Raw genomic sequence first — 14,011 nt, 5'->3', positions numbered from 1 at the left:
GTGTTGTTTGCAATAGCTGTGAAGTACGAGTACTTCTATGTAAGAGTACGTTCGTTCATGGCGTTGGCAGATATGGAAGAGAGAAATGAAGCTATAGGCAGGGTGTGCGCATACGCATGCTCTGCCTTTTTTGCGTTGCATAGAGGATATATTCAGGCATGGTCGATTTGTGCTGGTGTTTTCCGTTAACAGGAACCCTTCTTTCCGGAGGCCTCGATCGCGGCTGCTCTCCTACTTTTATTAAAAAGGAGAATCAAGAGGCATGAATGAAGCAATGCTGCAAAGACTGGATTATCATAAAGTGAAAGCAAAAGTATCGGAATATGCGGTATCTTATGCAGGCAAAAGCCATGTTGAGCAAATGAGCCCGCTAACGAATATCGAAGAGGTACGCCGTGCGATGGAAGAGGTTGCCGAGGCCAGCTTTATGCTGAAGCAGGGCGCGAGTGTGCCGCTGCCTACGTTGCAAGGGATTGAGCATATTTTATCACTCATTTCTACAGGGTATGTGTTCTCGGAAGAGGATTTCGCGAACGTAGCCGTTTTCTTGCGCAGCTGTGCACAATTAAAGAAATATATGAGATCCAAACTGAACATTGCCCCTACTGTGAGTCAGTATGCTGCGTCAATGTATGAGCTGGAACGGGTTCGGGATGAGATCGAGCGCTGCATTCGCCACGGTCGAATTGCAGATGAGGCGAGCAAGGAGTTGGGCCGGGTTCGGCGGAAAATGATGCAGGTCGAGAACCGCATCAAGCAAAGACTCGACAGTCTTATGAATAAGCATCGCGCAATTATGCAGGAGCATTTGGTAGGCATGCGTGGAGGAAGGTATGTACTTCCGATTAGAAAAGAGCTGCGCAAGCAATTCCATGGAACTGTTTTGGATGAATCAGCAAGCGGGCAAACCGTGTATATGGAGCCAACAGAAATTGCCCACTTGCAGCATCAGTTGGCACAGTGGCGCACGGAAGAGACAAGAGAGGAAATGAAGGTGCTGAGCTGTTTGACCGAGCTGCTGGAGCAGTCGACACATGAGCTTGAGATCAATGTGGATACGGTTGGCGTATATGATTATTTGTTCGCGCGGGCGAAATACAGCCGGGCAATCGATGGACGATCCGTACAGCTGAATGACCGAGGTATCATAGACATCCGGGATGCGAAGCATCCGCTGCTTGGTGGAGATACGGTGCCCCTTACATTTCGAATTGGTCGAAGTTACTCCTGTCTTATTATCACGGGGCCGAATACGGGAGGCAAGACTGTTGCCTTGAAGACAGTTGGGCTGCTCACCCTTATGGTGCAGTCGGGCTTGCTGGTGCCGGCCCAAGAGAACAGCATGTTTTCGGTGTTCGGCAAGGTGTGTGTCGATATCGGGGATGGTCAGAGCATGGAGCAATCATTAAGTACGTTCTCGGCCCATGTTACCAATGTAATTCATATTCTCGAGGAGGCTGACCAATCTACACTGGTGCTCTTTGACGAAATGGCATCCGGTACGGATCCTGGCGAAGGCGTAGGGCTGTCGATTGCCATATTGGAAGAACTGCGGAGAAGAGGGGCCATCGTGGTGGCCACGACGCATTTTAATGAAATCAAACATTTCGCTTCTGCAACCAATGGATTTGAGAATGCGCGGATGGAATTTGATGCGGATACGCTGCAGCCGCGATATCAGCTTCGCATCGGTGAAGCTGGAAGCAGCTATGCATTTCTTATCGCTTCGAAGCTGGGGCTGGCTGCGGATATTATTACTCGCTCGCAGCATATCACGCAATCGCTTGGTTCTGGAACATTCCGTGCCGGGGAGGAAGCTCATGCTTTGACAGGGGAATCAGAATGTAAGCCGACTGAACCTCAGCATGATCGATGGTTTACAAGAGATGAAGAAGGATCAGCAAATGAGGCAATACGTGTGGATGAGACATCCTCTGTCGAGGAGATGGAGGAGGGTGCGTCAGATGCCCAGCATGCCAAGCGCCTCAAGGAGCAAAAGAAATCCGAAATTCCTCACCAGCGGAATAAAAAGAGCTCTTCTGTTAAGCTGCAAAAAGGGGATTGCGTGTTCATTTCTTATTTGAAGCGTACTGGCATCGTGTATGAAGAAGAGGATGTACGCGGCAACGTAGGGGTGCTTATTCAACAGCAAAAGGTGAAGATCAATAAGAAGCGGCTCACGCTATATATTGAGAAGCAGGATTTGTACCCGAAAGACTATGATATGGACATTGTGTTCGAATCGAAGGAGAATCGTAAGAAAAAGAAGATAATGTCCCGTAAGCATGTAGAGGGAATATCCATTGAATATGGTGCGGAAGAGTAAGTAGGTAAGAGACATTCGAAGAGGCCTTCTCATTTTGCAGAAGGTCTCTTTGGTACGAATTTTCTCCAAAAAAATTAGTTTCGGGAAAATGTGACAAAATCAGTAATTTTGGTGTCTATATAAGTAGAAAGTTTCCCCACGATTACAGCGCCCAAGAGATAGCTTTTAAGGGGGAACAATTCTTACTGCCTAGCAGAACTAATCATGCTAAGTAATCTGGAAAAAGGGGGGATTAGAAGGCGAGTTACCTCACGAGTCGGGAATTTTTCTATGAATCACCCAATCAAATAAGGAGGTTCATTATGATGAAGAAGAGAATTGTGTCATTTGTATTGGCTGCAATGCTGTTCATGATATTCATCCTTCCTGTGTCGGCGTATCAATCGCTGGACAACTCGACTCAACCTCTACCTCACTCTGAATTCGCTAGTCAGATTCAACTTTCCAATACGAGTTTGACGGACAAGCAAGCCGCAGTGCTTGCGAATTATGTGCAAAAACAACTGTTTTCCAAATATGCGGGGCTCTATACGTTCGATCATTTTTCGTTTGAATTTGGGAATGAAAAGATTGAATCCGACAAATTTTCGATTGATGTCAATGTAAATGTCGACATGACCCTAATCCGAAATCCCATAGACAGTCCTTATGTAAAAGGGATGCAGACAGCCGTGTCGGAGCTTCGCAACGAACATGAAAAAATGATTGGCCAAAACGAAATAGATGCCTTCCTTCAAGAAACAGAATCTTATTATAATACTCCTTCTCCCTCCACCTTCCTATACCGAATGGAAATCGGGATCAGTTCTCCTAATCTGCTTGAATCGATTCAATCCTTGAATTACGACATACAGCTCACTTTATTTGATCGAGCTGATATTACGACGGAAGAAACCATTGTAACGCCAGCCACATCAGAGCGGTTAGATGAATCCATGGCTGCGGATTATGGAAAGAAAGCCATCAATGAAGCAGTAACCAAGCGGAATGGGATTGCGAATCATTTAGCTATATCCTATAATCGGCTCGCAGCAAGAGATTATGCCTTAGCGCATGCTTTTGATGTCCCTGAGTTTTCGGCGGCCAATGGAATGGGCAGTGATTGTGCGAATTTTGTGTCGAAGGCGCTCAATGCGGGCGGGATTCCGGTAAATCGAGCAGGAAAGTGGTATCCGAGTCCCAGCCGCGGAAATTATGCAGGGGAAAATTGGATGCGTACAGGCTACTATAATAATGGCGGAGTCGTGCCTTATATGTTGAACAAAGGGTACTTTTCCAGACAAAATAACATAAGCAAGGTATACAGCGGCTCTATCTTATACCGAACAGATACGAGTCATGTTGCACTCGTTACGTACGGTGATGGAACGACGGTGAAATATACGGAGCATTCGAATTATCCTGTCACAAGAAAGAATATTGTGTATACAGGAACTAGGGCGAATTTCTATACGCCATAAGCAAATGATAGAGACTTATGAAACAGAAAATTCGGCTAAGAGGCATAAATAGACAAGACAGAGAAACCCCAGACGCTGAGTCCGGGGTTTCTTACATTGTTAGCGTAATCAACACATATGCTCCTCAAATTCTTGAAGGTAGCGTTCTTTTATTATTTTCCTCCCTCTATATAAATTTTGTCGGACGGCCCCCTCCGTAATATGCAAAGCTGCGGATATTTCTTTGTAGCTCAACTGCTTCATGAAGCGAAGGTACATAATGGTTCGAAGATGCGGAGCTAAGTCGTTCATATATTGCTGCACAGTCATGACCTCAAACCTCTTTAGGTAATCCCACTCGGATATCATCTGTGGATGCAGGGTATCCATTTGCAGCTCCTTCATATTCGTAGCAATGCCATGCTTTTTTTGTTTTCTTATGTAGTTAATTGCTACGTTGCGTGTAAGCGTAAAAATCCATCCATACAGTTTGTCGTCGTTCACATGGGAGAGTTTTTTTGTAATGAGACGGAGAAAGGCTTCTTGAAGAATATCTTCTGTAGAATGATGGTTGCGGATCATGGAGTAAACGAAATGATAATAGTTATGGCAGTACTCGTTATAAATTTGGGCTTGGATCTGATTGCTGAGCTGCGAAAAATTGATGAGAGAGGCTTTCGAGCAAGCGGATTGCTGGTGAACAATACTCATAGCATTCCTCCTCTTTCGTTTGTACATAGATTACTATAAAAGCGGGATATTGGTAAAGCGCTTACATGAATTAGGAATAAGGTTCTCGCATATTTATTTTGCAGACTGTTCTTGTTCTGCTTAGCTATAGCTAGATCCCCTCGAAAGTATTGTAAATGCATCTGTGTAAGAAAGTCCAATATTTGTGGACTATAGTGCAATGTGCAGTAAGTGAACTTTTTTATAATGGAATGGAGAACGTAAGCGCTTCTTGTAACCGTTTGCGAGTAAGTAGATAAGAAATAAGTCCGAACACAACGAAGAAATGGAGTGGGCTGCTGTGAAATTAGGAGTTAGCATTTATAGTTTGTATGCTGCGCTGCAGGACAAACGTCTAAGTATATCTGGTGCGCTGGAATGGATGAAGGAAAATGGTGCCGATCACGCTGAAATCGTAGACTTGGATCTCGATTTGGTCAATCATCCGGAACGTGTGGAAGAGATTCGTACAACTGCTGAACGCATTGGGCTTGAGCTGTCCAATTACTGCATCGGCGCTAACTTTGCAGGTCATGACGGAGAAGGGCTGAAGCGTGAGATTGAGCGCGTAAAGTCGCATGTTGATGTAGCAAATCGCCTTGGTGTGAAATTCATGCGTCATGATGTCGCGTCGCGTCCACATGCGGAAACAGGCGCCGCTTATTTCGAAAAGGACTTCCCGCAGCTTGTAGAAGCATGCCGGCAAATTGCAGATTATGCGGTTCAATTCGACATCGTGACAAGCGTCGAGAACCATGGCTACTATACGCAGGCTAGTGAACGCGTGAAGCGTCTTGTGCTTGCTGTCGATCGTGACAACTACAGAACAACGATAGATGTAGGCAACTTCGTATGTGTGGATGAGAATCCGCTCGTTGCGGTGAAGAACAATCTTGAGCTGGCTTCCATGGTGCACTTTAAGGACTTCTATATCCGTCCTGCGGATCGCAATCCTGGCGAAGGCTGGTTCCGATCTTTGCACGGCAACTACTTGCGCGGAGCAATCGTAGGCCAAGGAGACTTGCCGATTTACGATATCGTGCGCGCGGTTAAGGCATCTGGCTTTGACGGATATGTCAGCATTGAGTTCGAAGGTATGGAGGATTGCCTCAGAGGTACGAAGATTGCGTTGGATAATGCGCGCCGCATCTGGGATGAAGTGTAAGCTTAGCCGAGCATCCAGTGAGGATTGAGTATAGATTTTTAATTTAGGAGGACATACAGATGAGCAAAATCAAGGTTGCGGTTATTGGAACAGGTTCGATCTCGGAACTGCATTTTAACGGCTATAAAAACAATAAGGAAGCCGAAATTATCGCCGTGTGCGATCTGAATGCGGAACGTGCGAAGGAGAAGGCTGCAAAGTTCGAAGCTCCAGACGCAATTGTATATACCGAATATCATGAGCTGCTTCAAAACCCTGATATTGATGCCGTTAGCATCTGTACATGGAACAATTCTCATGCACCGATCGCGATCGCGGCGCTGGAAGCGGGCAAGCATGTGCTCGTAGAGAAGCCGCTTTGTATGACGGTAGAGGAAGCACTCGCGGTGCAGGAAGCACAGAAGAAGAGCGGCAAAACGCTGCAAATCGGCTATGTGCGCCGTTATGGCACGAATACGCGCGTATTGAAAAAATTTATCGATGAAGGCGAGCTTGGCGAGATTTACTATGCGAAGGCGTCCTGCATTCGCCGTCTTGGCAACCCAGGCGGCTGGTTCAGCGATAAGGAGCGTTCCGGCGGCGGACCGTTGATCGATATCGGCGTTCACGTGATCGACCTGTGCTGGTACTTGATGGGCAAGCCGAAGGTGAAATCGGTAAGCGGCAATGCGTATTATAAGCTTGGCAACCGCAACCACATCGAGAACTTGACCTTCTACACGGCAGCAGATTATGACGGCGGCAAGGTGAACACGGTAGAGGATATGGCGAATGCGCTTATCCGTTTCGAGAACGGCGCATCGCTCGCGGTTGATTGTAGCTTTTCGCTTCATGTGCAGAAGGATGATATGTATGTGAAATTATTCGGCGACAAGGGTGGTGCTGAAGTAGAGCCTGAATTGAAGATCATTGGCGAAAAGCATAATACGATCTTGAATATGACGCCGCAAATTGATCACCTGACATTTGACTTCAATAATGGCTTCCAAGGCGAAGTCGATCACTTCATCGACTGCGTGCAAGGTCGTACAGAGACGATCTGCCCTGCGGAGGATGGCGTAGAAATGATGAAGATTTTGTGCGGCATTTATGAGTCCAGTACCAAAGGAACAGAAGTTGTATACTCCTAACTTAAAGTCAAAGCGATACATGAAAATGCAGCCGTTATGGTTGTGAAAGTCCTCAGTTGAGGCTTTCGATGTAAGGAAGGGCATGTTTCATGCCTGAATGATAAATGTGAATGTGAACGGATTAGCAGTTTGCAGTATTACGAAAATTGAAGGAGTGAAATTCATGACGAAGATTGCGAACCCTATTGGAGTCATTACAGACAGTTTCCGCATTCCTGTGCGCGAGGCATTGGTAAAGGCGAAGGAAGTTGGCGCGGACGGCGTTCAGATTTACGCGGTAAGCGGAGAGATGGATCCGGCGAATCTGTCGCCGCAAGCGCGCAAAGAACTGCGCAGCTATATTGAATCGCTGGGCTTGCACGTATCTGCACTGTGCGGTGACTTGGGCGGACATGGCTTCCAGGACAAAGAAGCAAATCCGGTTAAGGTTGAGAAATCCAAGCGTATTTTGGACTTGGCTCTTGATCTGGGAACGAATGTGGTAACGACGCATATCGGTATTGTGCCGCATGAGCAAAATTACATTTTTGAAGCGATGCAGCAATCTTGTGAGGAACTAAGCCAATACGCGAACAGCCTTGGTGCGCATTTCGCTATTGAAACGGGCCCAGAGCCTGCGGCACATTTGAAGTCCTTCCTTGATACATTGACTGGCAAAGGGGTAGCCGTTAACTTCGACCCTGCGAATATGGTCATGGTTACAGGGGATGATCCGGTACAAGGCGTACACACGCTGAAGGATTACATCGTGCATACGCATGTAAAAGACGGTGTGAGATTGCGCGAGGTTGATCCGCGCACCGTATACGGCATGCTGGGCTTTGAGCCAATGTCGCATGAGAAAATTGCAGAGATGGCGACTAGCGGTCCGTTCGAAGAGCTGCCGCTTGGCGAAGGCAAGGTTGACTTCGACGCTTACTTCCAGGCGCTTGTTGATATCGGATACAAAGGCTATTTGACGATTGAGCGTGAAGCAGGCGCAACACCTGAAGTAGACATCCGCAAGGCAGTGGACTTTATTAAGCGTTATAGATAATGATAATAATTTTGAGATTGAGAAGAGATAGAGGTCGAAAAAAAGCGGCTTCTATCTCTTTTTTTATTTTGTTTATCATCGAACAAGCGGTTATAAGGGAGGAGTCTGTAAAAATATAAAATGAAAGCGGCTCCATAAAAATAGACAGACATATTTCATGTGTGCTTTTACATATTGTAAGAAGGGTAGTTCTATATTTTGTACAGAGAATAGGAGTGGTTATGTGCACGCAATCGATAGGTTAGCTCGCATGGTAAGTGATGTGAAGGAAGATCCGTCTTGGGAGCTGCGTCTTACGCCTGAGACGAATCTGATCGACGAGGTGGGCCTCGATTCGCTTCAGTTGATTCAGCTCATGTTGAAGGTGGAGGAGCAGTTCAACGTGCAGATGGATTTCGAACGGTTCGAGTACGAGCATTTACAGTCCACTCGCGCATTTCTGGAATTTTTGGAATCCCTGGGGGCCGAGGTTCAGCAGCATGCGTAGTGTTCTGCCAGAGGAGCTGCTGCTAAGATCTTTGCCGCTCTATGATGGGCCGCGTCTTGTCATGGGCATGTTCGATGCAGAAGCTTATTGGCGTCCTTCGGAGCTGGCGAAGCTGCCATCGCTTAGAACTGCACAAGGGCACGCTGCCGTTGATTATATGGACGAGCTGCTGTTCCCATTGTGCGGGGAAGATGGGATTGCGGTGACCCGACATCAGCGGAATGCGGCGCAAGCCGCCTATTTGCGTGATGCGGGCTTTCATTTTCGTTCGGTGGCATGCGGCAAGCTTCAAGCGAACGAGCATGGGAATACGGATGTATTCCAGCTCGTATCGGATCTGTGTTCGGATTCCAGATGGAAGAAATTGATGCGAGAGCTTCCGCTAGCCGCATATGCCGTTATTCCATCTGCGGCAGAGCTTGTGCAGAAGTATAGATTAGACGGCTCAATTCCTTCGCCAGAAACCGTAATACAGGTGAATTCCAAAGTGTATTCTCTTTGTCTCGCGCAGCAATTAGGCTTGAACCCTTCTGGACAGCTTGTGGAGGACGCTGCTTCGGCCGAACGGCTTGGGGCTGAGCTGTTGAACAAACATGGCAAGCTAATACTAAAGGATCCGTATGGGGTATCCGGCAGCGGCAATATGGTCGTCGATTCGTCAATATCACTTACTCGTCTTAGCGAATATTTTCGTGCACAGGAGAGAGCAGGCAAACATGTGCAGTTGCTGGTTGAGCCATGGCTGACGAAGCAGGCTGACTTCTCTTGTCAATTGTACATTGCACCGAATGGCCAGATTGAGCTTCTTGGTGTACAGCGCATGGAAAATAGACAGCTGAATTATGGCGGTTCATATGCGGCGGATGCACGACTGTTGAACCGACTGGCGGAAGCGGGATACTTTGAACAAATGGAGAAATTGGCAGTTCGTATGTACGAAGACGGATACTTCGGCCCTGTATGCGTTGACTCTATGTTGCTGTACAACGGTGAAGTATATCCGGTTGTGGAAATTAACGCCCGTCATTCCATGGGAATGCTCAATCATTGTTTGGACGTCCATTTGGAACGTTGGGGGCAGCGCAGCTTTTTGACGTGCCTTCAGCTCGGACTTCCGGAGCGGGAGCAGCAAGCAACGATATGGCCTGAATCTGCGGCTGGAGCCATTGGTGCTTCATCTGATGCATACTCGGCTGACGTTCTATTCGAGCAATTATTGATGCAGCTGGATGAAGCAGAACTGCTGTATACGCCAGGGCGGCGAACGGGTGTGATGCCGTTGTCTGCGAACACACTCTTTGCACCCACAGCCCATAATCGCTCAGGGCGCTGGTATGTATCGCTTGCAGCGGACAGCAGCAATGCTGGCGCTGCGTTGCGCAATCAGCTCCTTCAGGCGCTTCAGGCGTTCGGATATCGCATTTATTAATAATAAATAAGCTTGAACAGTGAGCTATTGATATAAAAAGTAGGTGTTCATGGTGCAGCATACTTCCTTCATTACAATTCTGACCTCGGGAAATTCACTTGGCGCCTATGTACCTGGCATTCGACTGGTAGAGAAGCTCTGCCAGCGCGGAATTCCGGCGGAGGCAGAGGTGCTGGAGCGTCTGTTTCCTGAAGAGGTTCGCCGCAACATGATTCGCACAAAGCAGTTGTTCCACAGCAGCTTCGGAGCAGCCAAGATGGGAACCAGGCTGGCTCGCGATATTGGGCTGGTACTGGATGATCATGCAGTAAGGAAGCTTCTGCAGCGCTGGAAAGCGGAAGGAAGATCGACCTTTCTCGCCGTAACGGGATTCTGGATCCCCATTATGAAGCAATATGAACTGTTGATGCATCCAGAGCCGATACGCATTGAATTTTTACGGCTGGATGCGGTGGATACACCGTCTTACCGACCGTATTTCAATCAAGATAACCGTTTTCGGGATCATTGGCTGTTTCAATTGGAAGGGGAAGCGACGACTCTTCATGCTAGGCTGGTCATGTCGGATGAGGCTTTGATTCCTTATTTAGAGCGCGAGAGACGGATCGTCGTTCACGGCGGAGGTTGGGGGATCGGCACCTATCGAAGTACGATTGCAGCTCTGCAGCAGCACTATCCTCTTGCCTTTGTTGCGTATGACGTGGGAGAAGCACAGGAGGCATTGCCAAATGACCGAGTATATATGACCGATCCGGAATGGCATCCATGGCTGGATGAGACGCTGCCGGATGGACAGTTTCCTTACCCGCCCACTGCAGAATGGAAGCGGAACGAGCCGCTCATCTACGAACGGAGTGCAAATGGGCCGCGCCTCTATGCGATCATCCGCAGCAGTATGGCTATCGTCAGCAAGCCTGGCGGAGGAACGCTCATTGATTCCTTGTCAGCCGCGACGCCGCTTATCTATCTGGAGCCGTTTGGCGAGCATGAGCGAGCAAATGCAGAGCTGTGGGAACGGCTCGGATTTGGTATATCCTACGAGCGCTGGTCACAGGCTGGTTTCTCTTGGGAGCTGCTGCATGAGTTGCATCACAATTTAAAAAGCAATGCGCTTTCACTATCTGATTTCGGAGGGGTGTATGCATGACACAACCGAAGACAAGCGCGACATTAACGCGAACAGAGTTCCGTTCCTTGAAGCAGACGCTTCATAATATGAGTACAGGAAGCCGAGGCTTGAAGCACGATCATGCCTTCGCGTTCGATTTGCCGCGGGATATTGGAGTTAAGCTGAACAATGGCTGCAACTTGCGCTGTAAGCACTGCTTCGAATGGAACCCGGACGGATATCATCATGAATTCGAGCGGCAGGAAGCGCGAAGAGAAATTGAATTCTCGTTACTTGAGAAAATATTCGAGGAAACAAGACCTTATCGTTCCCGCATGTTCTTGTGGGGAGGCGAACCGCTCATGTACTCCAAGCTGGATGAGTTATGCGAGCTGCTTGCGTCCGATCCGCGCATCGCGACGATTTGCACGAATGCGGTGCTGGTCGAACAGAAGCTGGAATCGCTGCTTAAGCTGCCGGAAGGTGTTACATTGCTGGCAAGCTTGGAAGGTTTTGAAGAGGAAAATGATGCGATTCGCGGTCGCGGCATTTTCCGCAAAGTCATGTCAGCTATTCAGCTTCTGCTGGATAAAAAGCGCACCGGTGAATTCAAAGGGGATGTCTCGATCAGTCTGACGATCAATGATGCGATGGTGAACCGGCTGTATGAGTTTATGGAGTATTTTGAAATGGTAGGGGTCAACTCCGTATATTTCGTTTTTCCATGGTTTATTCCAGAGCCGGTGGCGGAGCGGATGGATACATACTTCGCCGAGCACTTCGGCTGGCTGGATGCCGCCCATGATTCCGCGAAGAAGAGCTGGCATTCATTCACCTATCATCTATCGCCAGACAATGTGGAACCGCTGCTCGCGGAAATGGAGAAGCTGCGCTCGCGCGTCTGGAATAATCGCATTCGCTTCCAGCCTGCGTTGGAGCCGGATGAGGTGCGGGATTTCATACTTGGCACGGAACGTCCCGGCATGAAGAGGAAGGAATGTCTGGCCTTGTCCACACGCATGGATGTGCTGCCAAATGGGAAGGTCAATCCATGCAAATTCTTTCCGGAATTCACGATTGCCGATTTGCGCGAATCCAGCTTGAAGGAAGTCTTTCATGGAGACAGCTACAACAGGCAGCGTGAAGTGCTATCTTGCGGCTTAACACCGGTTTGCTCGAAATGCGTGCTGCTGTACAACAACGGAGCTTAGCAGCAAGCAGCCGGGAAGGGGATATAAGCGATGAGCGCGATTAGGGTCAAACAATTAAGTAAAACATTCGCTTACTACCAGAAGCAGAGCGGATTAAAGCATTCCTTGCGCAACTTGTTCCATCGCGAGCAATTATACCGACACGCGGTCTCATCCATATCATTCGATATTGAGCAAGGGGAAGCGGTCGGATTCATTGGGCCGAATGGAGCGGGCAAGACGACGACGCTGAAGATGCTGTCCGGCATTCTGCATCCGACTGCAGGGGAAGCACGCGTTCTCGGCTATGTTCCATGGGAACGCCAGCAGGCATTTAAGCGCCGCTTCGCGATCGTGATGGGACAAAAAAGTCAGCTATGGTGGGATTTGCCGGCGAATGAATCGATCTATTTGAACAAATGCATCTACGGTGTCGATGATCGTGAATACCGGTTGACCCTGGATGAGCTTGCCGAGTTGCTGGATGTGAAGCATCTGCTTGGCGTACAGGTGCGGCGCTTGTCGCTAGGGGAGCGAATGAAGATGGAGATGATAGCAGCGCTTATTCACCGTCCGCAATTGCTTTTCTTGGATGAACCTACACTTGGGCTGGATTTTGCCGCTCAGCACAATGTTCGCCAGTTCCTAAAAGCCTACAGGGAAGAGAAAAAAGCCACCATCCTCTTAACCAGTCACTACATGCGCGATATTGAACATGTGTGCAGCCGGGCGCTTGTGATCCATAGCGGAGCAATTGCTTATGATGGTGAACTATCGCGAATGAGCGGCTCTTTCGGCCGCCGCAAGCGGATGAAGGTGCGGTTCACTTCATTTGTCCCGCCTGAGCAGTTGCATGAGCTAGTCAGCCTGCTTGCGGATGTCCGAGAGCATCAAGGGATGTCAGCAGAGCTCGAAGTCGCGTCGGAGGAAGTGAAGCCGCTGGCCAGACTGCTGCTGGATCACGATCTCGTGGAAGACTGGACGGTTGAGGAGGTTCCGGTGGAAGAGATCATTGAACGGTTGTATACAGCGAAATGTGCAGAACGAGAAGGGGAAGAAAAGGATGGGGAAACAGCCGGAACAGAAGCGCGCCACGCATCAGAAGGATAGACATGGCCTGAGCAGAGCGAATCAATCCGCCACCAACATACGCTCCTCCTGTTGGCGGATAAGCAAGTACGCTGCCGCCTTCGGTATCGGCCTGCAATCATCGCTTGAATACAGGCTTCAATTCGTTATTGGACTCGTCAGCCTCATATTTCCCATCGGTATTCAGTCCCTCATTTGGAGCGCGGTGTATCGCAATTCTGATCAGCATACGCTGTATGGGTATGAATACAGCCAAATGATTTTGTATACGATTCTCTCCGGTCTTGTCGCAAAGTTCGTCATGACACAGCTCGAGCGTACGATTGCGGAAGACATTAAGAGCGGCGGCCTGAATGCGTACCTCATTCGCCCTGTAAGCTACTTCTGGTATCGGGTGTCTGCTTATGCAGGCAGCCGTGTCATCTCGGACGGCATTTTGCTTGGTCTGGTGGCAGTTGTTCTATTTACGGCTTCGTATTATGGGCATACGCAACTTTCGCCAAGTCGGATGGTTCTATTTTCAGCTTGTCTATTGCTCGCAGCCGTCGTGCAGTTCCTTCTCTCCTACGCCATATGCGCTTTGGCGTTTCGCCTCGCAGAAATCTCTTATTTCTTTGTCATTACAGGGCTTATCGTGCAAATTCTGAGCGGCGGCATCGTACCGCTTGAGGTGTTCGGCGACATGCTCAATAGCTGGTTCAGTTTGCTTCCATTCAAATATACGATTTACTTTCCGGTCAATGTGCTAAACGGTAGATTGACGGAAGGAGAGGCGTTAACAGGTCTCCTGATTCAATGCGGGTGGATTGCCTTGCTTGCAGGCGCTGCGCACTTGGCTTGGCGTGCCGGGCTGAAGCGGTATGTTGGGCTAGGGGGGTAGAGA

The 14,011-nt window shown here is 48.6% G+C and carries 12 protein-coding genes; 11 read left to right on the top strand and 1 reads right to left on the bottom strand.

Annotated elements, in window-relative coordinates; genetic code table 11:
* Nucleotides 1–262 precede the first annotated feature (262 nt).
* Nucleotides 263–2,326: an endonuclease MutS2 gene (locus NO352_RS17540; protein ID WP_289356286.1), complete on the top strand. Its 2,064-nt coding sequence runs from the start codon at nucleotides 263–265 to the stop codon at nucleotides 2,324–2,326.
* A 302-nt stretch (nucleotides 2,327–2,628) separates the two neighbouring features.
* A complete protein-coding gene (locus NO352_RS17535; RefSeq protein WP_289356284.1) occupies nucleotides 2,629–3,786 on the top strand; it encodes an amidase domain-containing protein in 1,158 nt (385 codons plus the stop codon).
* 108 nt (nucleotides 3,787–3,894) lie between these two features.
* On the opposite strand, the gene NO352_RS17530 is transcribed toward NO352_RS17535, so the two are convergent.
* The gene (locus NO352_RS17530; RefSeq protein ID WP_262866663.1) at nucleotides 3,895–4,476 is read right to left on the bottom strand and encodes an RNA polymerase sigma factor; all 582 of its coding nucleotides are present in this window, start codon (nucleotides 4,474–4,476) and stop codon (nucleotides 3,895–3,897) included.
* A 319-nt stretch (nucleotides 4,477–4,795) separates the two neighbouring features.
* Here NO352_RS17530 and NO352_RS17525 point away from each other — a divergent pair, with 319 nt between their 5' ends.
* From NO352_RS17525 to NO352_RS17485, 9 genes are all read left to right on the top strand, one after another.
* Nucleotides 4,796–5,659 (top strand): sugar phosphate isomerase/epimerase family protein, encoded by an 864-nt coding sequence (locus tag NO352_RS17525; RefSeq protein ID WP_289356282.1) that lies wholly within the window; start codon nucleotides 4,796–4,798, stop codon nucleotides 5,657–5,659.
* 59 nt (nucleotides 5,660–5,718) lie between these two features.
* Nucleotides 5,719–6,789 (top strand): Gfo/Idh/MocA family protein, encoded by a 1,071-nt coding sequence (locus tag NO352_RS17520; RefSeq protein ID WP_289356281.1) that lies wholly within the window; start codon nucleotides 5,719–5,721, stop codon nucleotides 6,787–6,789.
* A 163-nt stretch (nucleotides 6,790–6,952) separates the two neighbouring features.
* A complete protein-coding gene (locus NO352_RS17515) occupies nucleotides 6,953–7,825 on the top strand; it encodes a sugar phosphate isomerase/epimerase family protein (RefSeq protein WP_005548891.1) in 873 nt (290 codons plus the stop codon).
* 223 nt (nucleotides 7,826–8,048) lie between these two features.
* A complete protein-coding gene (locus NO352_RS17510; RefSeq protein WP_005548890.1) occupies nucleotides 8,049–8,312 on the top strand; it encodes an acyl carrier protein in 264 nt (87 codons plus the stop codon).
* Entirely contained in the window at nucleotides 8,305–9,741 is a 1,437-nt protein-coding gene (locus tag NO352_RS17505) for an ATP-grasp domain-containing protein (protein ID WP_005548889.1), read from the top strand. The genes NO352_RS17510 and NO352_RS17505 overlap by 8 nt, the downstream gene beginning before the upstream one ends.
* A gap of 49 nt (nucleotides 9,742–9,790) precedes the next feature.
* On the top strand, nucleotides 9,791–10,888 hold the full coding sequence (locus NO352_RS17500; RefSeq protein ID WP_289356280.1) for a hypothetical protein: 1,098 nt from the start codon (nucleotides 9,791–9,793) through the stop codon (nucleotides 10,886–10,888).
* On the top strand, nucleotides 10,885–12,060 hold the full coding sequence (locus NO352_RS17495) for a radical SAM protein (RefSeq protein WP_289356279.1): 1,176 nt from the start codon (nucleotides 10,885–10,887) through the stop codon (nucleotides 12,058–12,060). The genes NO352_RS17500 and NO352_RS17495 overlap by 4 nt, the downstream gene beginning before the upstream one ends.
* A gap of 30 nt (nucleotides 12,061–12,090) precedes the next feature.
* Nucleotides 12,091–13,149, top strand: a complete 1,059-nt coding sequence (locus tag NO352_RS17490; RefSeq protein ID WP_163979791.1) for an ABC transporter ATP-binding protein — start codon at nucleotides 12,091–12,093, stop codon at nucleotides 13,147–13,149.
* On the top strand, nucleotides 13,103–14,008 hold the full coding sequence (locus NO352_RS17485; RefSeq protein WP_289356278.1) for an ABC transporter permease: 906 nt from the start codon (nucleotides 13,103–13,105) through the stop codon (nucleotides 14,006–14,008). The genes NO352_RS17490 and NO352_RS17485 overlap by 47 nt, the downstream gene beginning before the upstream one ends.
* The last annotated feature ends 3 nt before the right edge of the window (nucleotides 14,009–14,011 follow it).

Source organism: Paenibacillus sp. S-12, assembly GCF_030363895.1.
GTDB classification, from domain to species: domain Bacteria; phylum Bacillota; class Bacilli; order Paenibacillales; family Paenibacillaceae; genus Paenibacillus_B; species Paenibacillus_B alvei.
Note: the sequence above shows the minus strand (reverse complement) of the source record. Positions and strands in the feature narration are given on the sequence as shown.

Bases quoted from the DNA above. Each gene is read 5' to 3' on its own strand.
- NO352_RS17500 (WP_289356280.1), top strand. From the start codon at position 9,791: ATGGTGCAGCATACTTCCTTCATTACAATTCTGACCTCGGGAAATTCA.
- NO352_RS17505 (WP_005548889.1), top strand. From the start codon at position 8,305: ATGCGTAGTGTTCTGCCAGAGGAGCTGCTGCTAAGATCTTTGCCGCTC.
- NO352_RS17535 (WP_289356284.1), top strand. From the start codon at position 2,629: ATGATGAAGAAGAGAATTGTGTCATTTGTATTGGCTGCAATGCTGTTC.
- NO352_RS17520 (WP_289356281.1), top strand. From the start codon at position 5,719: ATGAGCAAAATCAAGGTTGCGGTTATTGGAACAGGTTCGATCTCGGAA.
- NO352_RS17530 (WP_262866663.1), bottom strand. From the start codon at position 4,476: ATGAGTATTGTTCACCAGCAATCCGCTTGCTCGAAAGCCTCTCTCATC.
- NO352_RS17540 (WP_289356286.1), top strand. From the start codon at position 263: ATGAATGAAGCAATGCTGCAAAGACTGGATTATCATAAAGTGAAAGCA.
- NO352_RS17515 (WP_005548891.1), top strand. From the start codon at position 6,953: ATGACGAAGATTGCGAACCCTATTGGAGTCATTACAGACAGTTTCCGC.
- NO352_RS17490 (WP_163979791.1), top strand. From the start codon at position 12,091: ATGAGCGCGATTAGGGTCAAACAATTAAGTAAAACATTCGCTTACTAC.
- NO352_RS17485 (WP_289356278.1), top strand. From the start codon at position 13,103: ATGGGGAAACAGCCGGAACAGAAGCGCGCCACGCATCAGAAGGATAGA.
- NO352_RS17495 (WP_289356279.1), top strand. From the start codon at position 10,885: ATGACACAACCGAAGACAAGCGCGACATTAACGCGAACAGAGTTCCGT.